Below are 24,731 nucleotides of genomic sequence, written 5' to 3'. Positions count from 1 at the left end.
AAACGGGAAGTTTGAAAGACTCCCCGTTTTATCGTCTTATTTAACCATCTCTTTATAGAGGATTAAATATCTATATGATATTTATTTTAACACTTTGAAGATAACCGTTTTATTTCCAACAACATCACCTGATACTTGCTCTGCAATTTTATCAAAATCATCGATATTGCTAACAATTACTGGGCTTATCATTGATTTGGCATTGGCATCTAAATAATCAAGGTCTAATTCTAATATACCTTGACCTAATACGACCTCCGCCCCTTCTTCAACTAAACGTTTAAAGCCCTTGCCGCCCAACATTACCGTATCGATACCCATATGAACGATAATCTCAACGCCTGCATCGGTTTCAATACAGAATGCATGGTTAGTGTCAAAAATCTTAACGACGGTACCCGCAGCTGGAGCCATTACGATGTTAGAAGTGGGTTTGATGGCAATACCATCACCAACGACGCCACTGGAAAAGGCTTCATCAGGTACGTCTTTTAATGCCACAACCTCACCATCAAAAGGCGCAATCATTTCAAGAATAACTTTTGCATTGGTGTTTTCTTTTACAACTGGCGCTTTCTCAGTAGAAACTGAAGCCGCACCACCAGCATAAGCAGGGACTGGACCTTGTGTTAATACATCACGCATTGCACTAGCGACTAACTCTGCACGTGTACCGACAATGACCTGAACGCTCTGTTTATTTAAACGAATGACACCTGACGCACCTAAGCGTTTAGCATATGCATCATTAACAACCGTGGAGTCTTTCACATTTAGACGTAAACGTGTGATACATGCATCAATGCCCGTTAAGTTATCAGAACCACCAATAGCGGCGATATACTGACGAGCTTCTTGTTGAATACCTTCTTTGCTATTTGTTGGTGCTGTTTTGATATCTTCATCATAGCCATCAGCCGTTTCATCACCAGCAACTTCATCTTCACGACCCGGTGTTTTCAGGTTGAATTTGGTGATAGTAAAACGGAAAATACCATAGTAAATAAAGAAGAAAACAATACCTTGAACAATCAGCATATACCAGTGAACAGCTAATGGGTTACGTGAGGATAAGAACATATCCACCATACCCGCGCTAAAGCCGAACCCTGAAATCCACTCCATACTTGCTGCGATATAAACAGAAACCGCCATTAAGAAAGCGTGGATAACATACAGCACTGGTGCAACGAACATAAATGAAAATTCAAGTGGCTCAGTAATACCCGTGAAGAATGCAGCAAACGCACCCGCCATCATGATACCCGCAACTTTTGCTTTATGTTCTTTACGTGCACAGTGATAAATCGCCAATGCCGCACCGGGTAAACCAAACATCATAACCGGGAAGAAACCCGCTTGATAACGACCAGTAACACCCACTGTTGCTAAGCCAGAATCAATAGCTTGCTGACCTGCAAGGAAGTTAGGAATATCGTTAATACCAGCCACATCAAACCAGAATACTGAGTTCAACGCATGGTGTAAGCCAACCGGAATTAATAAACGGTTAAAGAACGCATAAATACCTGCGCCTAATGCCCCCATATCTTTAATGCTTTCACCGAAGCTAACTAATCCGCCATAAATGACAGGCCAGATATACATTAAAATAAAGGCAACGATTATCATTAAAAATGAAGTTAAGATTGGAACTAAACGGCGACCACTAAAGAAAGAGAGCGCACGAGGTAATTCAACACCACTAAAACGGTTATAAAGTTCAGCAGATAATACCCCAACAAGAATACCGACGAATTGGTTATTGATTTTACCAAAAGCGACAGGTACTTCTGCCAATGGGATCCCTTTAATCATTGAAACCGCAGCAGGTGAACAGAGTGTTGTGACAACCAAGAAACCCACAAAACCTGTTAAAGCAGCAGCACCATCTTTGTCTTTTGACATACCATAAGCAACACCTATAGCAAACAAGACTGACATATTATCGATGATTGCAGCACCAGATTTAATCAGCAAGGCGGCTAGCGCGTTATCGCTACCCCAACCTACTGGGTCAATCCAATATCCAATCCCCATCAGAATTGCAGCTGCAGGCAGTGTAGCGACTGGCACCATCAGCGCCCGCCCTATTTTCTGCAGATAACTTAAAATATTCACAAACTCCCCCTTGGATAGCCCCTATATTGGGATCTTATTCATACTCATATATATTCTATAACAAAATTAATGAGCTAATTATTTAATTCGTTTTCAGTCTAAAAAAATTATTTCGTATCGCAAATTAATTAGTGCTAATTTGTGACTAAAGTCACCAATATCGTATATTTTTTGACTGAAATGCTGGCTAAGTCAGAAAGCTTATTTTATGATTAAAAATATCTTTTCAGTGGACAACACGTTCATCGACTAAAAAACAAGATAAATTCGTGTTATAGATGAGTCACTGATAATCACACGATGAAATATAACGTTCTTGAGTTATCAGATTTGTCTTTTTTCTATGAGGTTATTATGAGGTTAATCCCCCTATCCACGGCAAAGCAAGTGGGAAAATGGTCAGCAAATCATATCGTTGAGAAGATCAACGCATTTAATCCAACGGCTGAACGCCCTTTTGTGCTTGGTTTACCCACTGGTGGTACGCCATTAGCTACGTATAAAGAGTTAATTGAGTTACATCGTGCAGGAAAAGTTAGTTTTCAGCATGTTGTTACCTTTAATATGGATGAATACATCGGTATTCCTTCCGACCATTCGCAAAGCTATCGTACTTTTATGTATGAAAACTTTTTTAACCATATTGATATTAAAGATGAAAACATCAATTTATTAAATGGTAATGCATCGGATCCAACCGCAGAATGTGAACGTTATGAGGCTAAAATTAAGTCTTATGGCAAAATCAATCTGTTTATGGGTGGTGTCGGTAACGATGGTCATATTGCATTTAATGAACCTGCTTCATCTTTAGCATCACGCACTCGCATGAAAACGCTAACAGAAGATACTCGTCTGGCGAACTCTCGTTTCTTTGGCAATGATATTAATCAAGTTCCTAAATATGCCCTCACTGTGGGTGTAGGTACATTATTAGATGCCGAAGAGCTGATGATTTTGGCAACCGGTTTCAATAAAGCACAAGCTGTTCAAGCAGCAACTGAAGGCGCAGTGAACCATATGTGGACGATTTCGTGTGTTCAGTTACATCCAAAAGCGCTGTTAGTATGTGATGACCCTGCAACAATGGAATTACGCGTTAAAACATTGCGTTATTTCCAACAAATCGAAGCACAAGAGTGTCAGAAATACCAAGATTAAGTTTAGTGATAAAGTACCCAATTTATTAAATTGGTGGAAAAGTACTAAACTCTCTTTATTATCAGCCAGTATTTTCTGGCTGATATCGGATTTTTCGATTTACTTCCCTTATCAGGAGACTAAGGTATGTTTGCCTTAACAAATGCTGTTATTTATACAGGTTATGACCGTTTAGAAAATCACGCCATTATTATTAACGGCTCCCGTATTGAGCAGATTTGTCCACAGGACCAACTGCCGGAAAACATTACCGTCCGTGATATGAAAGGCGCTATCCTCTCGCCTGGGTTTATTGATTTACAAGTCAATGGTTGCGGTGGTGTGCAATTTAACGATACGCCAGAAAATGTTACCGTTGAAACATTAGAGATTATGCAAAAAGCCAATGAGCGCTTAGGTTGCACAAGCTATTTACCCACTTTAATTACCTGTTCTGATGAACTGATGAAAATAGGGATTGAAGCAACTCGTACCTATATGAAAAAACATAAAAATAAGGTGCTGGGTCTGCATTTAGAAGGTCCTTATATTAATGTGATTAAAAAAGGGACTCATGATCCTCAATTTATTCGTCAACCAAGTGCTGAAATGATTAACTACTTGTGTGATAACGCCGATGCCATCACTAAAGTTACTCTTGCGCCTGAAATGGTTGATGAAAAATATATTCGTCAATTAATTCAAGCTGGTATTGTCGTTTCAGCAGGTCATTCTAACTCAACCTATGAAGAAGCGCGTAAAGGATTTCGTACTGGTATTTCATTATCCACTCATCTTTACAATGCTATGCCTTACATTACTGGTCGTGGTCCGGGGTTAGTTGGTGCTATTTACGATACACCGGAGGTTTATGCTGGTATAATTGCGGATGGTTTACATGTTTCATGGGCAAATATCCGTAACAGTAAACGCTTAAAAGGCGAAAAACTGCTATTAGTTACTGATGCAACAGCACCAGCAGGACTAGATCCTGATAAAAATGAGATGGATAGCTTCGTTTTTGCAGGAAAAACCATATATTATCGTAATGGTCTTTGTGTTGATGCTGATGGCACATTAAGTGGCTCATCACTTACCATGATTGATGCGATAAAAAACAGTGTTATTCATGTTGGCATTCCATTAGATGAAACATTGCGGATGGCAACACTTTATCCCGCTCGAGCTATCGGGGCAGATAAAGAACTAGGCACAATTGAAGCAGGAAAGGTTGCTAACCTCACTTCATTTGATAAGGACTTCAACCTTTGTACTACTTTTGTCAATGGTATTGAAATAACAGATAACTAATGGGTGTATATGCTGATGAGTCATAACAACACTGAAACGCAAATTGGCAATATCGATCTGGTTAAGCAACTTAACAGTGCGATAGTCTATCGGCTTATTGATCAACACGGGCCTATTTCCCGTATCCAAATTGCCGAACAAAGTCAGTTAGCCCCTGCCAGTGTCACTAAAATTACTCGTCAGCTACTAGAGCGCGGATTAATTAAAGAAGTTGATCAACAAGCTTCAACAGGTGGACGCAGGGCGATATCTATTGTCGTTGAACATCGTAACTTTAATACGGTTAGTGTCCGATTAGGGCGCAACGACGCCACGCTAGCGCTTTATGATCTTGCGGGTAAGGTGTTGGTCGACCAGCACTATCCCATCGAACAAAGTACTCAACATGACGTTGAGCAACTACTTATTAATGCTATCGATGATTTTATTAAACAAAATCAACGTCGCATTCGTGAACTTATTGCTATTTCAGTTATTTTGCCAGGGCTTGTTGATCCTAATAAAGGGATCGTTCGTTATATGCCTCATATGAAGGTAGATAATTGGGCATTAGTTGAAAGCCTTGAAAAACGTTTTAGCCTTCCTTGTTATGCAGGACATGATATTCGCAGCCTAGCACTTGCAGAAAACTACTTTGGCGCTACCCGTGATTGTGAAGACTCATTATTAGTACGCATTCATCGTGGTGCAGGTGCAGGCGTTATCATTAATAATAAAATCCTACTCAACCAGCGAGGCAACTTAGGCGAAATAGGTCATATTCAAATAGATCCCCTAGGTGAGCGATGCCACTGTGGTAATTTTGGCTGTTTAGAAACTATTGCCTCAAATCCAGCTATAGAAGCTAAAGTACGCTATCAGCTAGAACAAGGTTATCCTAGCCAGTATTTATCGCCAACACAGTGCCAAATCCAAGATATCTGCCGTGCAGCGGTAAAAAATGATCCGCTAGCGGTTGAAACCATTAAACAAGTAGGCTTACATTTAGGTAAAGCCATTGCTATCGCCATAAACTTGTTTAACCCGCAAAAAGTAGTCCTTGCAGGTGAACTAACAGAAGCAGCAGAAATATTGTTTCCTTCTATTCAAAGCTGCATAAACACACAAGTGTTAAAAGAATTTAGAGAGGAACTCCCTGTTGTGATTTCACAACTCGATCACCGTTCTGCAATTGGTGCCTTTGCTCTTACAAAACGAGCAATGCTAAATGGCGAGCTTCTTCAGCAACTGTTAGAAAAGTAACTTTTCAACCTAAAAACGAGTTAGGGTAAAAAACGAGCAAGTTATGGCGATTATTGGCTAAAATCGTTTTAAAATTCAGCAAGTAACCACAATATATAATAAAAAAGCGCAGCGATTCCCACTGCGCTTTTTTTATTTGATTATTTCCCTTCTTTTTTAAGCTAGTTTGATACTGGTCGTTTCTCTTATTTCTTTGTTTTTTCTTTTTATTAAATTAATACCCCGCTATTTTTTTGTTATATTTTTCATCAGCAAGGTTGTTTTTTGGATCTTTTTTCGACAAAATGATTAACCATCGAGCAAACGGACACGTTTCTTGAAAATTAATGCAAAAAGCAGTTGACGGAATTGTCTGTAATACGCATAATGCGCCCCGCAACGCCGACGAAGGTTATGCATAAAAAAGATGGCTATGTAGCTCAGCTGGTTAGAGCACAACACTCATAATGTTGGGGTCACAGGTTCGAATCCCGTCATAGCCACCATCTTTTTTTGCGGGAGTGGCGAAATTGGTAGACGCACCAGATTTAGGTTCTGGCGCCGCAAGGTGTGCGAGTTCAAGTCTCGCCTCCCGCACCATTTTAACCATCGTCAGATTTTATCAGTTGGGATATCGCCAAGCGGTAAGGCACCAGGTTTTGATCCTGGCATTCCCAGGTTCGAATCCTGGTATCCCAGCCATATTACTGATAAAATTACGTGTGTTGACAACTGAATTAGCGGATGGGATATCGCCAAGCGGTAAGGCACCAGGTTTTGATCCTGGCATTCCCAGGTTCGAATCCTGGTATCCCAGCCATATTCTGCTGAATTCAATAATAGTGAGATGTAAAATTCTCCTATTGGCTATGTAGCTCAGCTGGTTAGAGCACAACACTCATAATGTTGGGGTCACAGGTTCGAATCCCGTCATAGCCACCATTTTTGGGATATCGCCAAGCGGTAAGGCACCAGGTTTTGATCCTGGCATTCCCAGGTTCGAATCCTGGTATCCCAGCCATATTTTGAAAGAGAGACTTGCTAAGCGAGTTTTTTTTTCTCTAAGTTGTACGCGGGAGTGGCGAAATTGGTAGACGCACCAGATTTAGGTTCTGGCGCCGCAAGGTGTGCGAGTTCAAGTCTCGCCTCCCGCACCATTGATTTATCCGGTGATAAAACACCAAACAAAAAAGACTCACTAGCTGGGTCTTTTTTGCTTTTTAGGGTTTCTCTTTTTCTATCCTATTTTTCCACCCTCGATTTCTACCCGTTTTTCTCTACGTACTGCTTAAACAATCTATTTTTATCTAACTTCCTATTTTATTTTTTATTTCTTATTTTTTAGTTTTCACTCAATTAATTAGCTTAAATACTTCCCTTATTAACACCACTTTTTATTGCTCTTATTTTGATCGCTCTGTACATGTATTCATATCGATACTATACTCCACTATAGTATAAATAAGGATTATATATGCCACACTCACCAGCAGAAAAGAAAGCCGCGTTAACTCGCGTTAGAAAAATCAAAGGACAGCTTCTCGCTTTAGAAACTGCACTTGAAAATGAAAACGAATGCAGTCAGGTATTACAACAAATCGCTGCAATTCGAGGCGCTATCAATGGGCTGATGGCGGGTGTGCTTGAAAGTCATCTACGTGAAGGGTTAATGGATGCCGTCGCTTCTCCTGAAGACCAAAAGAACGCCGTTGATGATGCCATATCACTTATCCGCACTTACCTGCGTTAATAACAAAAAGGATACACCATGAAATCTCGTGCTGCGGTCGCATTTGGACCAGGAGAGCCTTTAAAAATCGTCGAAGTCGATGTTATGCCACCTAAAGCGGGTGAAGTCCTAATTAAGGTTAGTCACTCAGGGGTTTGCCATACTGATGCCTTTACGCTATCAGGTGACGATCCTGAAGGCGTATTCCCTGCTATTTTAGGTCATGAAGGCGCTGGCGTTGTTGTTGAAGTGGGCGAAGGTGTTACCAGTGTAAAACCGGGTGATCATGTTATTCCGCTCTATACCGCTGAATGTGGCGAGTGCTTATTTTGTAAATCAGGTAAAACCAATCTTTGTGTAGCAGTACGCGCAACGCAAGGAAAAGGCTTAATGCCTGATGGCACAACGCGATTTTCTTATAATGGACAGCCTATTTATCACTATATGGGATGTTCTACTTTTAGCGAATATACCGTTGTTGCTGAAGTCTCTTTAGCAAAAATCAATCCTAAAGCTAACCACGAAGAAGTTTGTTTACTCGGTTGTGGTGTCACTACAGGGATTGGTGCTGTTCATAATACTGCCAAAGTACAAGCTGGCGATTCCGTTGCTGTGTTTGGTTTAGGTGGAATTGGTCTTGCTGTTATTCAAGGCGCGCGCCAAGCCAAAGCGGGTCGTATTTTTGCTATTGATACTAATCCTGAGAAGTTCACATTAGCTCGCCAATTTGGTGCTACCGATTGTTTAAATCCGAAGGATTACGACAAACCTATTCAGGAAGTTATCGTTGAGATGACGCAATGGGGTGTTGACCATACTTTTGAGTGCATTGGTAATGTCAATGTGATGAGAGCCGCATTAGAAAGTGCGCACCGTGGATGGGGTCAATCAATCATTATTGGCGTTGCGGGTGCCGGTCAAGAGATCTCAACACGCCCTTTCCAATTGGTTACTGGTCGCTCATGGAAAGGCACTGCATTTGGTGGAGTAAAAGGTCGTAGCCAATTACCGGGTATGGTTGAAGATGCCATGAAAGGTGACATTGAATTAAAACCGTTTGTCACTCATACCTTACCTCTAGAAAAAATTAATGACGCTTTTGATTTAATGCATGAAGGTAAATCAATCAGGACTGTTATTCATTTTGATTAATCATTCTCAAACCTATATCTCGTCGGTTTGTCTTTGTTTTTAAAGGAGTCAAAATGGAAAGGATTGAACGCCATGCCTGTTTTGGTGGCTGGCAAGAGGTTTATCAACATCACTCAAATACGTTAAATTGTGAGATGAAATTTGCGGTGTATCTTCCGCCAATGGAAGATGGACACAAATACCCTGTTTTATATTGGTTATCTGGTTTAACTTGTAATGAACAAAATTTCATTACTAAAGCAGGTGCTCAACAATTTGCAGCGCAATATGGCATTGTGTTAGTTGTGCCTGATACAAGTCCTCGTGGTGAACAAGTCGCGAATGATGATGCATACGATTTAGGTCAAGGTGCTGGTTTTTATCTCAACGCCGTGAAAGCACCGTGGAATACACATTACAGAATGTATGACTACATTGTAGGTGAGCTACCTAAACTGATTGAAGCACATTTTCCTGTTAGTGATAAACGCGCGATTAGTGGGCACTCTATGGGAGGACATGGTGCGTTAATGATTGGATTGCGAAATTTAGAGCGCTATCGCAGCGTGTCGGCATTTTCACCTATAGTTGCACCATCACAAGTCCCTTGGGGTAAAAAAGCCTTCAATGCGTATTTAGGGGAAGATACAGCACTATGGAAACAGTACGACACCATTGAGTTACTAAATAATACGGCAAACCCATTACCAATGCGTATTGATGTAGGTCTTGATGATCCGTTTTATCAAGAACAACTAAAACCAGAATTATTTGCACAAGTCTGTGATGAAAAACAGTTCTCTTATAGTTTGGGTTTACATCAAGGGTACGATCACAGCTACTATTTTGTGGCGAGTTTTATTGGCGAGCATATTGCATTTCATGCCAAACATTTAAATAACTAACACGTCAATGCCGAATACTAATGCGATGATCTATCTTATAAAGATCATCGCATTTTTTAATGCATGCAATTAAAGCCCTAAAGCATAGCGCAGTGCCGCTTCTTTGGCTTTTCCTGCATGTTGCGCAGCTAATAGTCCTAAGTTTCTTGCCAGTTTTAATCCCGGTAATTGGTGACTAAAAGCGTGATAAAACAGATCCATTCCTGCCTGCATAACTAAATTGTCAGGCATACGTTTACGCTGATATTTTTTCAGTAATGCCATCGAATCCCAAGGCTCATAATGTTTTTTCGCGTTGGCGACTAATTCAAGAAAACAATCCACATCACGATAACCTAAGTTCACACCCTGCCCTGCTAATGGATTAATGGTATGAGCTGCATCACCTAATAAAATAATGCCTTTATCAACATAACGGCTGGCATGTTGACGCGTTAATGGAAATGAACCTGCGGCAATAGGCGTTACTTTACCTAAACGTTCAGGGAATGCATGTTGGATCTCTTTATCCAACTGTTCCATTGGCATACTTTGCAGTTTTCTGATCCTTTCAGGTGAATCATACCAAACCAAACATGCCCAATTATCAAATAACGGCAGATAAGCACGAGGACCAGAAGGATAAAAACGTTGCCATGTGCCATTTTCGGGTGGTAACTCTGTTTTTACCGTAATCAACATACAAGATTGGCGATATTGCCAACCATTACTGCCAATACCTGCAAATTGTCGGACTTGTGAATTAGCACCATCAGCACCTACCACTAATTTTGTGGTAACATCAGTGCCATCTGATAATGTTACTTTCCATTTATCATCTAAATAATTCATTTTACTTAGACTATTTGGGCATAACATCGTGATATTGCTATAACGTTGCGCCTCTTGCCATAACGCCAATTGCAAAATGCGGTTTTCAACCATATAGCCTAATTCAGGTAGACCAAGACTTTTTGCATCAAAAATAACATGGGCATTTTCTTCTTCCCATGTTTCAAGTGTTAAGTAAGGCGCAGAGCGCATCGCTAAAACATGTTGCCATGCTCCTAGCTGTTTTAATAAACTAACTGACGCGCAACTGATCGCAGAAATACGGATATCAGGATGAGATGACGCATCAAAAGGAGCTGGAGATTGTCGTTCAATCATTGCAACTCGCAATCCTTCTTGCGCAAGCCCGATTGCAGCGGCAGCGCCAATCATCCCGCCACCTGCGATGATTGCATCAAAATCGTTTTTTACATTACTCATCATTGTTATGCCATAACTCATTACTTTAAATAATAGGTAAGCGCTGTTTCTGTTTATATTAAACTAAACGCCATAAAGAATTAGCGCCGAACTTACTCTAGTCACTGACCATACAAATGACTACAATAACCGCCTTATTGGCTTATTACACGCAACGTTTTCCAGTGATGGTCAATTGTCTCACTGAAAATACCGGATTTACACAATGTCGACGATAAAAAAACTGTACATTAAAACTTGGGGCTGTCAGATGAATGAGTACGATTCATCCAAAATGGCAGACCTACTCGAAAGCACTCACGGTTATCAGTTAACCGATGTCGCCGAAGATGCGGACATTCTACTGCTAAATACCTGTTCTATCCGTGAGAAAGCACAAGAAAAAGTCTTTCATCAATTAGGACGTTGGAAATATTTTAAAGATAATAAACCTGATATTATCATTGGTGTTGGGGGTTGTGTTGCTTCTCAAGAAGGCGAATTCATCCGTCAACGCGCGCAGTGTGTCGATATTATCTTCGGACCACAAACCTTACACCGTCTGCCTGAAATGATTAATCAGGTTAAAGGGACAAAAAGCCCGGTTGTAGATATCAGCTTCCCTGAAATCGAAAAGTTTGATCGCTTACCAGAGCCTCGCGCTGATGGTCCTTCTGCTTTTGTTTCTATTATGGAAGGCTGTAATAAATACTGTTCATTCTGCGTCGTTCCTTATACACGCGGTGAAGAAGTAAGCCGCCCTTGCGATGATGTGCTGTTTGAAATTGCACAACTTGCCGCACAAGGTGTACGTGAAGTTAACTTATTAGGTCAAAACGTTAACGCTTATCGTGGTGCTACATTTGATGGACAAATTTGTAGCTTTGCTGAATTAATTCGCTTAGTTGCAGCCATTGATGGTATTGATCGCGTTCGATTCACAACTAGCCATCCGATAGAATTTACAGACGATATCGTTGCTGTTTATGAAGATACCCCAGAACTCGTTAGCTATTTACATTTACCAGTACAAAGTGGTTCTGATCGTATTTTAACATTGATGAAGCGTAATCATACTGCACTTGAATATAAGAGCATCATTCGCAAATTACGTAAAGCACGCCCTGGTATTCTGATAAGTTCTGACTTTATCATTGGCTTCCCGGGTGAAACACAAGACGACTTTGAAAAGACCATGCAATTAATTGCTGATGTTAATTTCGATATGAGCTTTAGCTTTATTTACTCTGCGCGCCCAGGTACACCTGCGGCGGATCTGCCTGACGATGTCAGTGAAGAAGAGAAAAAACAGCGCTTATATCTGCTTCAACAACGCATTAATCAACAAGCAATGAGCTTTAGTCGTGCCATGCTTAATACTGTACAACGTATCCTTGTTGAAGGTCCTTCACGTAAAAGTGTTATGGAGCTTTCAGGTCGTACTGAAACTAACCGTGTGGTTAACTTTGAAGGTACACCGGATATGATTGGTAAGTTTGTTGATGTTGAAATTGTTGACGTTTATGCTAACTCATTACGCGGTAAAGTTATCAGAACAGAAGATCAAATGGACCTACGTATCCATGAATCACCTGAATCTGTAATTGCTCGTACTCGTAAAGAAGATGAATTAGGTGTAGGTGTTTACCAACCTTAATTTATTAGACTTAACAAAAGGATAATCAGTGACAGTAATAGCGCATACACAAGTAGCGACCCAAGAAATTTTCTTAGAGCCAGCAGACAATGCCCGTTTAATGAGCCTTTGTGGTCCATTTGACGATAATATTAAACAACTTGAACGCCGTTTAGGTATCGAGATTAATCACCGTGATAACCGTTTTAAATTAACCGGAAAATCATTATGTGTGACTGCGGCTGCGAGTATTTTACGTCACCTGTATGTGGAAACCTCGCCAATTAAAGGTGTGATCCCCGATATCGACCCTGAACAGATTCATCTCGCCATCACCGAAAGCCGTGTACTTGAGCAAACGGATGAACGTGTACCTGAATTTGGAAAATCTACCAATATTCGTACAAAGCGGGGTGTGATCAAACCACGCACACCAAATCAAGCGCAATATATCGCAAATATTCAGACCCATGATATTACGTTTGGTATTGGACCTGCTGGTACAGGGAAGACCTATCTGGCTGTTGCTGCCGCTGTTGATGCACTCGAACGTCAAGAAGTTCGCCGCATTTTACTGACGCGTCCCGCAGTTGAAGCCGGTGAAAAACTGGGTTTTTTACCCGGCGACCTAAGCCAGAAAGTCGATCCTTATTTACGACCACTTTATGATGCGTTATTTGAGATGTTAGGTTTTGAAAAAGTTGAGAAACTCATTGAACGCAACGTTATTGAGGTCGCCCCACTTGCTTATATGCGTGGGCGAACGCTTAATGATGCCTTTATTATTCTTGATGAGAGCCAAAACACCACGATAGAACAGATGAAAATGTTCTTAACACGTATCGGCTTTAACTCTAAAGCGGTGGTAACTGGCGATATTACTCAGATTGACCTACCAAGAGGTAGTAAATCAGGCTTACGCCACGCGATTGAGGTGTTATCTGAGGTTAACGACCTGAGCTTTAACTTCTTCCATAGCGAAGACGTTGTTCGCCATCCTGTCGTTGCCAAAATAGTTATTGCCTATGAAGCTTGGGAAACGGAAGATCAAAAACGCCGTCAAGCTATCAAAGCAGAGAAAGAGAAACTTCAGAGAGAAAATCATGAGTGAAGTTATCCTTGATTTACAAATTGCGACTGAAAACGCACAAGGGCTTCCTGACGAAGCCCAATTTATGACATGGTTAGAAGCAGTATTGCCACAGTTTCAACCTGTCAGTGAAGTCACTATTCGTATTGTTGATGAGGCAGAAAGCCACGAGCTTAACCTGACTTATCGCGGAAAAGACAGACCAACTAATGTGCTCTCTTTTCCTTTTGAAGCACCGCCTGAAATTGAACTGCCACTGTTAGGTGACTTAATTATTTGTCGTCAAGTGGTCGAAAAAGAGGCGATTGAACAGAATAAAACGGTTGAAGAACACTGGGCACACATGGTTATTCATGGATGTCTTCATCTTTTAGGCTATGATCATATTGAAGATGATGAAGCTGAAGAAATGGAAAGTTTAGAGACAGAAATCTTACAAAAATTAGGCTATGAAGATCCCTATTTGATAGAAAAAGAGTAACAGTTCTCTTATTTTTATGATAAATAATATATCTAATAGACCATTCAATGAGGAAAAATAGTTAAAACGCCATGAGCGACGACCAATCTTCGAGTAACGATAACCCTGGTCCTAAAAGAGGGTTTCTCACACTGCTTAATCAGCTGTTCCACGGTGAACCTAAAAACCGTGATGATCTGATGGAGCTTATCCGCGATTCTGAACAGAAAGAATTAATCGATCCTGATACCCGCGACATGCTTGAAGGGGTAATGGATATCGCTGAACAACGTGTTCGGGATATTATGATCCCTCGCTCTCAAATTGTGACACTAAAACGCAATCAAACTCTTGATGAGTGCTTAGATGTCATTATTGATTCAGCGCATTCCCGTTTTCCCGTTATCAGCGAAGACAAAGATCATATTGAAGGCTTATTGATGGCAAAAGATTTATTGCCATTTATGCGTAGTAGCGCAGAGCCATTTAGTATGGATAAAGTTCTACGCTCTGCGGTTGTTGTACCTGAAAGTAAACGCGTAGACCGCCTATTAAAAGAGTTCCGTTCTCAACGCTATCATATGGCGATAGTTATCGATGAATTCGGTGGTGTTTCTGGTCTGGTAACGATTGAAGATATTCTTGAACTTATCGTGGGCGAAATTGAAGATGAGTATGATGATGAAGACGATATCGATATTCGTCCATTAAGTCGTCACGCTTACTCAGTTCGAGCTTTAACCCAGATAGAAGATTTCAATGACGCTTTTGGGACTCATTTCAGCGACGATGAAGTTGACACTATTGGTGGACTCGTAATGCAAGCCTTTGGTCACCTTCCTGCTCGTGGTGAAACTATTACCATTGATAATTATCAATTTAAAGTCGTTATGGCTGATAGCCGTAAGATAATTCAGGTATATGTGCATATTCCCGATGACGCACCAATCCCTGAATTAGGTAACGATGCTTAGGATATAAATGAATAATATCTCTTTCTTAAACCGCCAGTGGGTTCGCGCCCTACTGGCGGTTTTTTTCGGTGCAATAGGTACACTGGCGTTTTCACCTTTTGATTTTTGGCCAGCAGCACTGATCTCATTATCCGGCTTACTTCTTGTCATTAATCAACGAACAACTCGCCAAGGTGCCTTTCTTGGTTTTTCTTGGGGTTTTGGATTATTTGGTAGTGGCGTCAATTGGGTCTATGTCAGTATTGCCAATTTTGGTGGTATGCCCTTTGCGATAAATATTTTCTTAGTTATTTTATTGGCACTCTATTTATCGCTTTATACTTCACTTTTTGCTGGCTTATTAAATAAATTATTCCCAAACCCTACGCTTTGGCGTTTTGCTTTTGCCGCCCCAGCTTTATGGCAAGTCACTGAGTTTTTAAGAGGTTGGGTATTATCCGGCTTTCCATGGCTACAATTTGGTTATAGTCAGATTGATGGTCCTTTAAAAGGTATTGCACCTATTTTGGGTGTTACCATGATAACGCTGCTACTTACCGTTATTAGTGGATTAATTGCTCATGCCATCTATCGAAAATCACGTTACAGTCTATTAGCGGCAGCGATATTACTGTTACTGCCAATTAGTTTTAAATCGTATCAATGGTATCAGCCGTTACCAGAAGAAACGCAAGAAATTGCCTTAATACAAGGTAATATTGAGCAATCTTTAAAATGGCAACCTGACGCATTAGAGAAAACATTAACCACTTATCTGACTCTTAGTCGCCCTTATATTGGTACGGCAAACCTTATTATTTGGCCTGAATCCGCTATTCCTGATATTGAGATTCAACAACAGACATTTTTAGCTGAGCTTGATAAGCAATTAAGAGCACAAGATACTCACTTAATGACAGGTATTATTGATGCTCGCCCAACACTAGAGGGCTATCGTTTCTATAATAGCGTCATTACGCTTGGTGAACATTTTGCCTATCAATATCCAGCAACAGACCGATATAACAAACATCACCTTGTTCCTTTTGGTGAATACGTACCGTTAGAGTCGTTATTACGCCCATTGGCACCTTTCTTTAATTTGCCAATGTCATCATTAAGCCAAGGTGAATATGTTCAACCTCAACTTACGGTTAATAACGCTAAAATTACTGCGGCTATTTGCTATGAAATTATTTTAGGCGAACAGGTTCGCGCTAATTTCCAACCTGATACCCGCTTTTTACTGACTATTTCAAATGATGCATGGTTCGGTAATTCTATTGGCCCTTGGCAGCATTTCCAAATGGCAAGAATGCGTGCATTAGAGTTAGGTCGTCCATTATTGCGATCAACAAATAATGGTATTACTGCTTTTATTGCCGCAAATGGTGATGTGATTTCTCAGCTTGCTCAATTTGAAGAAAATTCATTAGCTGAAAAAATGACACCAACAACCGGATTAACCCCCTATTATCGTTTAGGAAATTACCCTCTTTGGATAATAGTCGGTCTATTTCTTGTTTCAGCTTTTATTAAACGCCGCAATAAATAACTGTTCATAGTAAAACCCCAATATGATGTTGGGGTTTTTATTATAAGGTTCGAATAACATGAATAATTACCCTGAACAGATTCTTGATATTATTTGGCAACGCGCTACGGTTATTTCTGCCGACAACGAAAATAAAGGATTTCGTAAAGACACTTCAGGAAGGTGGATAAAGCGACAACATATTAATCAGCAGGAACAAGAATATGGTTGGGTATTATCAAGACAACCCGAGTCAATTAACCAACTGATTGAAGATAAAACTATTGTGCCTTTACATTGGAAAACGGCGATAGCTAATCAACGAAAACAACAGGCTGATTCTAAACGCGTTAGTGTCACCTTACTTCAACCACTCGCCCTCTCTCAACTAATTCAGTCATCAGTAGATATTCAAGCTTATTGGAAAAATGCCCATAAAATTTCCAGTGATAATGAAGAAAAAGGTTTTCGTAAAGATTATTATGGCTATGTTATTCAAAAAAATGCGTTTGGAGATAAACTGCATCAATATGGTTGGACACTCGCCCAATTAGCTCCTACCAATAAAAATAATCAAATCGTTATTCCTATTAATATTGTGCCAATACACATTAATACCTCAAAACGCATTACCGATGAAAAAGCGTTAATAGCTGAAAATACCCAAGAAGCAAAAATTGAACGAAGACGTAAAAATCTTATTTATGAGATCATTCTCTTTATGGCGAGCTTACCTGGTATCATTTTTTCTTCACTTAAACTCTGATAATCGATTTAAAAGCCAGCCCACCATAATCGTAGTTTTAATCCCCATGAAGATGTCCAACCACTGGTAAAGCTCACCATCTCCCCTTTATAAATAATAACAAAAGAAGGTGTTGCGCTAATTCCCCATTGCTGCGAAATAGCACCTTTATCATCATTAATGACAGGGAAAACTAACTCTTTGGCTTTAATACCACGCACTATTTTTGCATCATCACCTGAGCGAATAACCACAGATGTAATGTTATAGCCGTCTTGTGCTAATGAATTCACTGTTGGAGTCGTTATTTTACAAATACCACACCAACTTGCCCAAAAATAGATTAATACGGGTTTTTCTTCACTGAGTTCAACTAAAGACACCACGCTATTATCGACAGTATAAAGCTCGGATATATTTGTTAGCACTGGTGGCGTAGGTTGCCGCCACCAGTCCATAACAAAAGAGACTAAAACGAAAATAGCGACAAGAACAATGAGCTCTTTTCCCCATTTGCGTAATCGACTAAGCACTATTTTTTCACTTTAGCCAGTTGTTCTTTAACGATAACTTCTAACTGTGCGTAATCAACTGCACCAGGTAAAATGGTATCGCCAATAACCGTTGCTGGCGTGCCTTGAATACCAAGTTTACGCGATAAATCTAAGTTGTTTTGCAATGCTTTCAGGCTATCTTCAGTTAGCTTAATTTTGCTGGTATTGGTGCTTTTCATTGCATCATCAATACTTGCGCTATCTAACATGGTTTTCTTCTGCATTAAACGCTGATGCAGTGCAAGGAAGGCTTTAGGATCTTCTTTCCACACAGAAAGTACGGCCTGAGTCGCTTTAACTGAGCTTTCACCTTTAAATGGCAGCGGTTTAATAATAACTGCAACATCAGGATATTGTTTAGTAATTTGCTCTAATAGTGGGTCAAAACGCTTGCAATAAGGACAGTTATAATCGGTGAATGAAACTAACACTAATTTTGCATCTTTAGCACCAATACGAGGACTTGAAGCATCGTTATATAACGCATCATGCTCTGCAACTAAGGCTTTACGAAATTGTGATTGTTGTTCATCCGCTTTTTTAGTTTGTAATGCCATAATCGCTTCTTCCAAAATTTCTGGATTGCTAATCAGCGTATCACGAACTAATGCACGAACTTCTTTCTCTTGATCGGCATTCAAAGCGGCAGCTTGTACATTCGCACCAAAAAGTAACGAAGAGATAACCAGTGCCGAAAGTGTTTTTTTCATTATTGGGCTCCTTTAGCCTCTGAAAGAATAGTTAACATCGAATCTTTATTTAAGAGAGGCGGTAGGATCTCCCCCTCCTTGTTACAAGGTCCATAAATTTGATTAAAAGGTACCGCGACCTGACCGCGTTGTTTTAAAAACTGCGTAATCTCGTCAGAAGGTTTAGTCCAATCACCTCGTAATGCGACGACATCAGATTCAGAAAGCGCCTTTTGGACATCTTCACGCAATAATACATTGTATTTATTCGCTTTGCAGGTTACACACCAATCGGCAGTAATATCAACAAATACACGTTTATTATCTGATAATGCCTGATGTAATGCATGTTCTGTTAATGGCTGCCAATTGATAACATCTTTACCCGCCAAAGTTTGCGCTTCAGGCTGTATGGTAAACACATAACTGCTGCCGCCTAAAATTGCAGTGATCACGGCTGATACTAATAATGTTTTTTTGCCATAATGTTTTGCAATAGCCACCAGCAATAACAGAGCAATAAGTGTAAAAATACCCGCAACAATAGCGACACCAAAGTGAGGGATTAATAGAGTAATTAACCAAATGCATGAAAGCAGCATCATAAAGCCAAGTATAACTCTTAGCTTATTCATCCACTTACCCGGTTTTGGTAAAACTTTTGCTACTGATGGAAAAAGTGCAACCAATATCCAAGGCAAACTCATACCAATACCTAAAGCGGTAAAAATTAGCCACAGCTCACTTAATGGTGCAATTAAAGCATAAGCAACCGCAGTGCCTAGAAACGGCGCAGAACAAGGTGTAGCTAATAAGGTAGCAAATGCCCCTTCCCAGAAATGTCGGCTGTTATTTTGTCCACCAGCTGTTGCTATTTTAGTATTGATATTACTCGATAAACGCAGTTCAAATAATCCAAATAAATTAGCGGTAAAAATAGCAGTAACCAGCACCATAACCCCAATAAACCAAGGGCTTTGAAATTGAATGCCCCAGCCTATTGCTTCTTGGCTAAAACGTAAGCCAGTCATAAACAGTGCTAATGCCCAAAATGAGACTAAAATACCCGCAACAGAGAGCGAGAATTGTTTACGAATAGTGCCCGTATCGCGTTTTTCAGTATGTAATATCGAACCCAATTTCATTGCCAGCACAGGCAAAACACAAGGCATTAAATTAAGAATTAAGCCTCCTAATAACGCAAAAGCGACAATACCCCATAATCCCATGCCATCTACTGTTGATGTGGGAGGTGTAATACTAAGATTACCCTGACCTATTGTGCTATTAACTTGACGTGAAAAATCGTTGTCAGTAACCACAAAAGAGAGCTGCTTTCCTAATAGATCTCCGGCTTTATCTCCCCAATCATCGGTGACATCTACTGAAACAAATAATTGCGCATTCTTCTTGGTGATTTGAGGAATGCCATAAAGCATACCTGCAGGAGGGTCGAGATAAACATTGGGTGCAATCCAATTACCATTGTCACGTTGTAAGGCAATATTCAGTTGGCTACGTTGATAATTAGATGAAATTGAGCTAACAAGTCCTGTTGTAACAGGCACTTTTGCCATAGCTTGATTATATTGCCATTCAAAATCAGCAGGAGCAGGTTGATTAAAATCTAAGGTTAATGGGTAATCGGTTAAAAGGCAGACATTACTACAGGTTGATAATGTTAAAATACCATCCAGCGAGCCACCGTTAATGGCGCCAAGCTCAATAGGGAAAACCACTTGTTTATCATAACCTTGGGTATGAATACCCGCCACATCAAAAGCAGAAGGTGATGGCCAATGCCACGCCATTTCAGCGACATCTTGTGACCAGTTTATTTCAGGTGCCACACCACCTTCACCAGGAGAACGCCAATAGGTTTTCCATCCTGACTCTAATTGCACTTCAAGCAAGATTTTGACACTCCCTGAAGGGGATTTTTGCGCTGTCGCCCTGACTTGTGCATGATTATTATCTGGCGTAGTTAACCAGCCAGTATCTGCGGCTTGAGATGAAGATAGAGTAAATAACGTTAATACTAACGCCATAATAAAAGCACGAAACATAGCAACTCCCTAAAAATTCCTTTAACGCTACACTTAAAGCTACGCCTTAAAATAGACGCATAATATTTTAGTTAAAGAAGTCGCTAATCCCTCAGAATACAATAATGAAGATGAAGTCTTATTCGAGGTGGGGGATGGTGATGTTTTTTCTGACTGCGTTGGCGAGAGACATAAATAGCAGCCATGCTCAACAAAAGCAATACAGCCCAAGAGTGGAAAAAAGGCTCGATGGCTAATGGCGGGACAGCTAACAAGGATTTAGCACTTAAATCACAAGTAGAGAGTGAATAAGAAGATGCTTTTTCACTATTATTGTCAATCATTGGCGTTGATGGCATATATTGGGTTTGGGTAATAGAACTCGCTAAGCGCTCACTAATTATGTGTGCACCAAGAGAGCGCTGAATAATACAACATAATATCAGCATTACTGTTATAAACACCAACCAGCGACCTGACCGCCAATGACTCATAGAAAACCCTCATTATTTAACCTGCTATCTTAACGGTAATCTACAGACAAACAACTCCTTAAGATAAACTTTACAAAGTATCTACTTTTCTATTTTTTTATTTGTCTTATATCTACGCCTTTAACCTTTCTTTTCGTGTGGTCTCTACTACAATAATTTTAAAAGATGAAAACAATTTCCAATAAAATTATAAACTATTTTTGATTTCATTCTTTTATTGAGAGATAGCTCTCGTATTTCAAAAAATGCACTTCCCAACAGTATGTTATTTGTTCTATCTATTAACATTATCAAAACAAATTAAAACAAAAAACAAACATCAAGCAACACATCCATATCACATTTACCACGACAGGAGTTATTATGCGCATGCGTAAACTAGCATTATCATTAATGTTTTTAGGGGCTGCAGGAGCTGTACAAGCAGAAGAACTCACTGGAACCTTAAAAAAAATAAGCGATAACGATATTATTATCGTTGGGCATCGGGAATCTTCCGTTCCATTTTCTTACTATGATAATCAACAAAAAGTAGTCGGCTATTCTCAAGACTATTCCAACCTTATTGTTGAGGCGGTAAAAGAGAAAATTGGTAAACCAAATCTTCAAGTTCGCTTGATCCCTATCACTTCTCAGAATCGCATTCCATTATTACAAAATGGTACCTTTGACTTTGAATGTGGCTCTACAACTAACAATGAAGCTCGCCAACAACAAGCGGCTTTCTCAAACACTATATTTATCGTTGGTACTCGGTTACTGGCGAAAAAAGATACGGGAATTAAAGACTTCTCTGACTTAGCCGGAAAAAATGTGGTTGTAACATCAGGAACCACCTCTGAGATGTTACTCAATAAGCTAAATGACGAGAAAAAAATGAATATGCGCATTATTAGCGCAAAAGACCATGGCGACTCATTCCGTACCCTTGAATCAGGTCGTGCTGTTGCCTTTATGATGGATGATGCACTACTTGCTGGTGAACGTGCAAAAGCCAAAAAACCTGCACTTTGGGAGATAGTAGGTACACCACAATCTGAAGAAGCTTATGGCTGTATGTTGCGTAAAGATGATGCGCAATTTAAAGCACTGATTGATAGCACTATCGCCAATGCACAAAAATCCGGTGAGGCTGAAAAATCCTTTAATCGTTGGTTTAATGCCCCGGTTCCACCTAAAAATCTTAATTTAGAGTTCACCATTTCAGACGAAATGAAAGCCCTGTTTGCTGCACCAAATGATAAAGCACTAAATTAATTCTTATTAATCAATATTTATGATTTAGAAATACCAAATTGATAATTATAAAGTATCTGTTGGACAGACAGATCAGTAAAGTTTGGGGCAGCCGTTCCCTGCCCCAATTTTTTCACCGGAGGTGAAATCATGTCGATAGATTGGGATTGGGGGATATTCTTCCATGAAGCCCCATTCGGAAACACCACTTACTTAGGTTGGCTAATATCTGGCTTTCAAGTCACTATCGCCTTGTCCTTATGCGCTTGGGTTATTGCCTTTCTTGTTGGTTCTCTGTTTGGTATTTTGCGTACAGTGCCTAATCGTTGGCTTTCAAGCTTAGGGACTATTTATGTCGAGCTCTTTCGTAACGTACCCTTAATTGTGCAATTCTTTACTTGGTATTTGGTTATTCCAGAACTATTACCACAATCTATTGGTGATTGGTTCAAAATGGAGCTCGCACCAAATATACAATTCTTTTTATCTTCTGCATTATGTTTAGGCTTATTTACTGCTGCTCGTATGTGTGAACAAGTTAGAGCAGCAATTGATTCATTACCTCGTGGTCAAAAAGCCGCAGGATTAGCATTAGGCTTAACGTTGCCTCAAACTTATCGTTATGTTCTGCTACCCAATGCTTATCGCGTTATTATTCCGCCAATGACATCTGAGATGGTCAATCTCGTTAAAAACTCAGCTATCGCCTCAACTATTGGTCTTATCGATATGGCGGCTCAAGCAAATAAACTATTAGATTATTCAGCAAAAGCTTATGAGTCATTTACTGCAATTACCTTAGCTTATGTATTGATCAACGTCGTTATTATGATCGTAATGAACTGGCTTGAAAAACGGGTGCGCTTGCCTGGCACAACAGGAGGTCAATAATGTACGAATTTGACTGGAGTTCTGTTGTTCCTAGTTTACCGTTTTTAGTGGATGGGATGGCAATCACCTTAAAAATCACAGTAACCGCGATTGTTGTGGGGATTTTATGGGGAACCGTTCTGGCGGTGATGCGCTTATCAACTATTAAACCTATTCGCTGGTTTGCCGCAGCTTATGTTAATACCTTTCGTTCTGTTCCATTGGTGATGGTATTACTGTGGTTTTATCTTATTGTGCCTAACATATTACAAAATGTTCTAGGGCTTTCACCTAAAAACGATATCCGTTTGATTTCAGCAATGATAGCGTTCTCTTTATTTGAAGCAGCTTACTATTCTGAAATAATCAGAGCCGGTATTCAAAGTGTGAGTAAAGGGCAACTTTCTGCGTCATTGGCATTAGGTATGACTAAGTCGCAAACTATGCGTTTAGTTATTTTACCTCAAGCTTTTCGTGCCATGATCCCACTATTGCTAACTCAAGGTATTGTTTTATTTCAAGATACCTCGTTAGTTTATGTATTAAGTCTGACTGATTTTTTCCGTACCGCTGCAAATATTGGCGAACGTGATGGTACTCAAGTTGAAATGATCCTCTTTGCTGGCTTTATCTATTTTGTTATTAGTTTCTCTGCTTCAATGTTAGTGAACTTTCTTAAAAAAAGGACTACCTAGATGATTTCCCTAAAAGATGTTTCCAAATGGTATGGTCAGTTTCAAGTACTGACTGAATGCTCCACTGAAGTTAAAAAGGGGGAAGTTGTTGTTGTTTGTGGACCTTCAGGTTCGGGTAAATCGACACTAATCAAAACAGTTAATGGATTAGAACCAGTACAACATGGTGAGATCTTAGTTGATGAGACTAAAGTAAACGATAAACGCACAGACCTTGCTAAGTTACGAGCCAAAGTGGGCATGGTATTCCAACATTTTGAACTATTCCCACATCTTTCTATTATTGAAAACTTGACGCTTGCTCAAGTTAAAGTGCTCAATAGAAATAAAGAGGCAGCAAAAGAAAAAGGCTTAAAACTTTTAGAGCGTGTTGGTTTATCAAATCACGCAAATAAATTCCCAGCACAACTATCTGGTGGTCAACAACAGCGTGTTGCTATCGCTCGCGCACTATGTATGGATCCGATAGCGATGCTGTTTGATGAGCCAACATCAGCACTTGACCCTGAAATGATCAATGAAGTCCTTGATGTTATGGTTGAGCTTGCTAACGAAGGAATGACCATGATGGTCGTTACCCATGAAATGGGCTTCGCAAAAAAAGTTGCAGACCGTATTATTTTTATGGATGAAGGTCGTATTGTTGAAGATAGCCCTAAAAATGACTTCTTTGATAACCCTAAATCAGATCGTGCTAAAGATTTTCTAGCCAAAATACTTCACTAATTATGATTACCTTATCTATTTAATCCTAGTGCTGGCGTACTTCTTGTATGTCAGCACTAAAGGGATTATTTAGATTAATCTCGCAACGTGATATCAATTTTTTCTTTTTTTCCGCAATATCAGAACAACTTCCCGAAAAAATACGCATTTATAGCGATTATACGTTACCCCACATCAGCAAATATCGTGATTCGCCTAAAAATGTTAGGCAAACAG

The 24,731-nt window shown here is 39.9% G+C and carries 22 protein-coding genes and 7 tRNA genes; 23 read left to right on the top strand and 6 right to left on the bottom strand.

The genetic code is table 11. The features are described 5' to 3' along the window. Positions 1-81: 81 nt before the first annotated feature. Positions 82-2,121 (bottom strand): N-acetylglucosamine-specific PTS transporter subunit IIBC, encoded by a 2,040-nt coding sequence (nagE, locus tag ABN099_RS17090; RefSeq protein WP_349465553.1) that lies wholly within the window; start codon positions 2,119-2,121, stop codon positions 82-84. A gap of 354 nt (positions 2,122-2,475) precedes the next feature. On the opposite strand from nagE, the gene nagB reads away from it, so the two are divergent. The 13 genes from nagB to fghA all read left to right on the top strand — a co-directional run bounded on the left by nagB (position 2,476) and on the right by fghA (position 9,558). Beyond that, on the top strand, positions 2,476-3,282 hold the full coding sequence (nagB, locus tag ABN099_RS17085) for a glucosamine-6-phosphate deaminase (RefSeq protein ID WP_349465551.1): 807 nt from the start codon (positions 2,476-2,478) through the stop codon (positions 3,280-3,282). A gap of 126 nt (positions 3,283-3,408) precedes the next feature. Then, entirely contained in the window at positions 3,409-4,572 is a 1,164-nt protein-coding gene (nagA, locus tag ABN099_RS17080; RefSeq protein ID WP_349465549.1) for an N-acetylglucosamine-6-phosphate deacetylase, read from the top strand. Positions 4,573-4,581: 9 nt separating this feature from the next. After that, the gene (gene nagC / locus ABN099_RS17075; protein ID WP_349465547.1) at positions 4,582-5,814 is read left to right on the top strand and encodes a DNA-binding transcriptional regulator NagC; all 1,233 of its coding nucleotides are present in this window, start codon (positions 4,582-4,584) and stop codon (positions 5,812-5,814) included. A gap of 408 nt (positions 5,815-6,222) precedes the next feature. After that, positions 6,223-6,299, top strand: a tRNA-Met gene (locus ABN099_RS17070). A gap of 9 nt (positions 6,300-6,308) precedes the next feature. Continuing rightward, positions 6,309-6,393 (top strand) — tRNA-Leu (locus ABN099_RS17065). A 27-nt stretch (positions 6,394-6,420) separates the two neighbouring features. After that, positions 6,421-6,495 (top strand) — tRNA-Gln (locus tag ABN099_RS17060). Positions 6,496-6,538: 43 nt separating this feature from the next. Further along, a tRNA-Gln gene (locus ABN099_RS17055) sits at positions 6,539-6,613 on the top strand. A 45-nt stretch (positions 6,614-6,658) separates the two neighbouring features. Then, positions 6,659-6,735: transfer RNA gene (locus tag ABN099_RS17050), tRNA-Met, on the top strand. Between the two features lie 4 nt (positions 6,736-6,739). Then, positions 6,740-6,814: transfer RNA gene (locus tag ABN099_RS17045), tRNA-Gln, on the top strand. A gap of 51 nt (positions 6,815-6,865) precedes the next feature. Next, positions 6,866-6,950: transfer RNA gene (locus tag ABN099_RS17040), tRNA-Leu, on the top strand. 317 nt (positions 6,951-7,267) lie between these two features. Further along, on the top strand, positions 7,268-7,543 hold the full coding sequence (locus tag ABN099_RS17035; protein ID WP_349465545.1) for a metal/formaldehyde-sensitive transcriptional repressor: 276 nt from the start codon (positions 7,268-7,270) through the stop codon (positions 7,541-7,543). Positions 7,544-7,561: 18 nt separating this feature from the next. Continuing rightward, positions 7,562-8,674: an S-(hydroxymethyl)glutathione dehydrogenase/class III alcohol dehydrogenase gene (locus tag ABN099_RS17030; RefSeq protein ID WP_349465543.1), complete on the top strand. Its 1,113-nt coding sequence runs from the start codon at positions 7,562-7,564 to the stop codon at positions 8,672-8,674. Positions 8,675-8,727: 53 nt separating this feature from the next. Beyond that, positions 8,728-9,558, top strand: a complete 831-nt coding sequence (gene fghA, locus ABN099_RS17025; RefSeq protein WP_349465541.1) for an S-formylglutathione hydrolase — start codon at positions 8,728-8,730, stop codon at positions 9,556-9,558. A 69-nt stretch (positions 9,559-9,627) separates the two neighbouring features. Here the strand turns inward: fghA and ubiF are convergent, their stop codons facing one another. Beyond that, positions 9,628-10,812 carry a 3-demethoxyubiquinol 3-hydroxylase gene (gene ubiF, locus ABN099_RS17020; protein ID WP_349465539.1) on the bottom strand — a complete coding sequence of 395 codons (1,185 nt, stop codon included), beginning with the start codon at positions 10,810-10,812 and terminating at the stop codon, positions 9,628-9,630. Positions 10,813-11,014: 202 nt separating this feature from the next. Here ubiF and miaB point away from each other — a divergent pair, with 202 nt between their 5' ends. The 6 genes from miaB (at position 11,015) to ABN099_RS16990 (ending at position 17,227) form a co-directional block, all read left to right on the top strand. Next, on the top strand, positions 11,015-12,445 hold the full coding sequence (miaB, locus tag ABN099_RS17015; protein ID WP_349465537.1) for a tRNA (N6-isopentenyl adenosine(37)-C2)-methylthiotransferase MiaB: 1,431 nt from the start codon (positions 11,015-11,017) through the stop codon (positions 12,443-12,445). A 28-nt stretch (positions 12,446-12,473) separates the two neighbouring features. Further along, positions 12,474-13,535: a PhoH family protein gene (locus ABN099_RS17010; RefSeq protein WP_349465535.1), complete on the top strand. Its 1,062-nt coding sequence runs from the start codon at positions 12,474-12,476 to the stop codon at positions 13,533-13,535. Continuing rightward, a complete protein-coding gene (ybeY, locus tag ABN099_RS17005; RefSeq protein ID WP_349465533.1) occupies positions 13,528-13,995 on the top strand; it encodes an rRNA maturation RNase YbeY in 468 nt (155 codons plus the stop codon). Before ABN099_RS17010 ends, ybeY begins: the two co-directional genes overlap by 8 nt. 71 nt (positions 13,996-14,066) lie before the next feature. Next, positions 14,067-14,948, top strand: coding sequence for a CNNM family magnesium/cobalt transport protein CorC (corC, locus tag ABN099_RS17000; RefSeq protein ID WP_064719314.1), 882 nt, complete (start codon positions 14,067-14,069; stop codon positions 14,946-14,948). 7 nt (positions 14,949-14,955) lie between these two features. Further along, complete coding sequence (gene lnt / locus ABN099_RS16995) at positions 14,956-16,482, top strand: apolipoprotein N-acyltransferase (protein ID WP_349465531.1); 1,527 nt, start codon at positions 14,956-14,958, stop codon at positions 16,480-16,482. Between the two features lie 58 nt (positions 16,483-16,540). After that, a complete protein-coding gene (locus tag ABN099_RS16990) occupies positions 16,541-17,227 on the top strand; it encodes a hypothetical protein (protein WP_349465529.1) in 687 nt (228 codons plus the stop codon). An 8-nt stretch (positions 17,228-17,235) separates the two neighbouring features. On the opposite strand, the gene ABN099_RS16985 is transcribed toward ABN099_RS16990, so the two are convergent. From ABN099_RS16985 to ABN099_RS16970, 4 genes are all read right to left on the bottom strand, one after another. Further along, positions 17,236-17,739: a protein disulfide oxidoreductase gene (locus ABN099_RS16985; protein ID WP_349465527.1), complete on the bottom strand. Its 504-nt coding sequence runs from the start codon at positions 17,737-17,739 to the stop codon at positions 17,236-17,238. Further along, a complete protein-coding gene (locus ABN099_RS16980) occupies positions 17,739-18,470 on the bottom strand; it encodes a DsbA family protein (protein WP_349465525.1) in 732 nt (243 codons plus the stop codon). The genes ABN099_RS16985 and ABN099_RS16980 overlap by 1 nt, the downstream gene beginning before the upstream one ends. Then, positions 18,470-20,515 (bottom strand): protein-disulfide reductase DsbD family protein, encoded by a 2,046-nt coding sequence (locus ABN099_RS16975; protein ID WP_349465523.1) that lies wholly within the window; start codon positions 20,513-20,515, stop codon positions 18,470-18,472. The genes ABN099_RS16980 and ABN099_RS16975 overlap by 1 nt, the downstream gene beginning before the upstream one ends. Positions 20,516-20,598: 83 nt before the next feature. After that, on the bottom strand, positions 20,599-20,988 hold the full coding sequence (locus ABN099_RS16970; protein WP_349465521.1) for a metal resistance protein: 390 nt from the start codon (positions 20,986-20,988) through the stop codon (positions 20,599-20,601). Positions 20,989-21,351: 363 nt separating this feature from the next. On the opposite strand from ABN099_RS16970, the gene ABN099_RS16965 reads away from it, so the two are divergent. The 4 genes from ABN099_RS16965 (at position 21,352) to ABN099_RS16950 (ending at position 24,515) form a co-directional block, all read left to right on the top strand. Then, positions 21,352-22,245 carry an amino acid ABC transporter substrate-binding protein gene (locus tag ABN099_RS16965; protein WP_349465519.1) on the top strand — a complete coding sequence of 298 codons (894 nt, stop codon included), beginning with the start codon at positions 21,352-21,354 and terminating at the stop codon, positions 22,243-22,245. A 129-nt stretch (positions 22,246-22,374) separates the two neighbouring features. Beyond that, positions 22,375-23,115: an amino acid ABC transporter permease gene (locus tag ABN099_RS16960; protein ID WP_349465517.1), complete on the top strand. Its 741-nt coding sequence runs from the start codon at positions 22,375-22,377 to the stop codon at positions 23,113-23,115. Beyond that, positions 23,115-23,789 carry a glutamate/aspartate ABC transporter permease GltK gene (gene gltK / locus ABN099_RS16955; RefSeq protein ID WP_349465515.1) on the top strand — a complete coding sequence of 225 codons (675 nt, stop codon included), beginning with the start codon at positions 23,115-23,117 and terminating at the stop codon, positions 23,787-23,789. The genes ABN099_RS16960 and gltK overlap by 1 nt, the downstream gene beginning before the upstream one ends. After that, positions 23,790-24,515 carry an amino acid ABC transporter ATP-binding protein gene (locus ABN099_RS16950; protein ID WP_349465513.1) on the top strand — a complete coding sequence of 242 codons (726 nt, stop codon included), beginning with the start codon at positions 23,790-23,792 and terminating at the stop codon, positions 24,513-24,515. Positions 24,516-24,731: the final 216 nt, after the last annotated feature.

Source organism: Proteus hauseri (genome assembly GCF_040139125.1).
Lineage (GTDB): Bacteria > Pseudomonadota > Gammaproteobacteria > Enterobacterales > Enterobacteriaceae > Proteus > Proteus hauseri_B.
This window is presented reverse-complemented; position numbering and strand designations above follow the sequence as displayed.

Excerpts from the sequence above, each read along its gene's own strand:
- ABN099_RS16980 (WP_349465525.1), bottom strand. The coding sequence starts at position 18,470 with ATGAAAAAAACACTTTCGGCACTGGTTATCTCTTCGTTACTTTTTGGT.
- corC (WP_064719314.1), top strand. The coding sequence starts at position 14,067 with ATGAGCGACGACCAATCTTCGAGTAACGATAACCCTGGTCCTAAAAGA.
- miaB (WP_349465537.1), top strand. The coding sequence starts at position 11,015 with ATGTCGACGATAAAAAAACTGTACATTAAAACTTGGGGCTGTCAGATG.
- nagC (WP_349465547.1), top strand. The coding sequence starts at position 4,582 with ATGCTGATGAGTCATAACAACACTGAAACGCAAATTGGCAATATCGAT.
- fghA (WP_349465541.1), top strand. The coding sequence starts at position 8,728 with ATGGAAAGGATTGAACGCCATGCCTGTTTTGGTGGCTGGCAAGAGGTT.
- ABN099_RS16960 (WP_349465517.1), top strand. The coding sequence starts at position 22,375 with ATGTCGATAGATTGGGATTGGGGGATATTCTTCCATGAAGCCCCATTC.
- ABN099_RS16965 (WP_349465519.1), top strand. The coding sequence starts at position 21,352 with ATGCGCATGCGTAAACTAGCATTATCATTAATGTTTTTAGGGGCTGCA.
- ubiF (WP_349465539.1), bottom strand. The coding sequence starts at position 10,812 with ATGATGAGTAATGTAAAAAACGATTTTGATGCAATCATCGCAGGTGGC.
- lnt (WP_349465531.1), top strand. The coding sequence starts at position 14,956 with ATGAATAATATCTCTTTCTTAAACCGCCAGTGGGTTCGCGCCCTACTG.
- gltK (WP_349465515.1), top strand. The coding sequence starts at position 23,115 with ATGTACGAATTTGACTGGAGTTCTGTTGTTCCTAGTTTACCGTTTTTA.
- ABN099_RS16975 (WP_349465523.1), bottom strand. The coding sequence starts at position 20,515 with ATGTTTCGTGCTTTTATTATGGCGTTAGTATTAACGTTATTTACTCTA.
- nagA (WP_349465549.1), top strand. The coding sequence starts at position 3,409 with ATGTTTGCCTTAACAAATGCTGTTATTTATACAGGTTATGACCGTTTA.
- ABN099_RS17030 (WP_349465543.1), top strand. The coding sequence starts at position 7,562 with ATGAAATCTCGTGCTGCGGTCGCATTTGGACCAGGAGAGCCTTTAAAA.
- ABN099_RS17035 (WP_349465545.1), top strand. The coding sequence starts at position 7,268 with ATGCCACACTCACCAGCAGAAAAGAAAGCCGCGTTAACTCGCGTTAGA.
- ABN099_RS16970 (WP_349465521.1), bottom strand. The coding sequence starts at position 20,988 with ATGAGTCATTGGCGGTCAGGTCGCTGGTTGGTGTTTATAACAGTAATG.
- ABN099_RS16990 (WP_349465529.1), top strand. The coding sequence starts at position 16,541 with ATGAATAATTACCCTGAACAGATTCTTGATATTATTTGGCAACGCGCT.
- ybeY (WP_349465533.1), top strand. The coding sequence starts at position 13,528 with ATGAGTGAAGTTATCCTTGATTTACAAATTGCGACTGAAAACGCACAA.
- nagB (WP_349465551.1), top strand. The coding sequence starts at position 2,476 with ATGAGGTTAATCCCCCTATCCACGGCAAAGCAAGTGGGAAAATGGTCA.
- ABN099_RS16950 (WP_349465513.1), top strand. The coding sequence starts at position 23,790 with ATGATTTCCCTAAAAGATGTTTCCAAATGGTATGGTCAGTTTCAAGTA.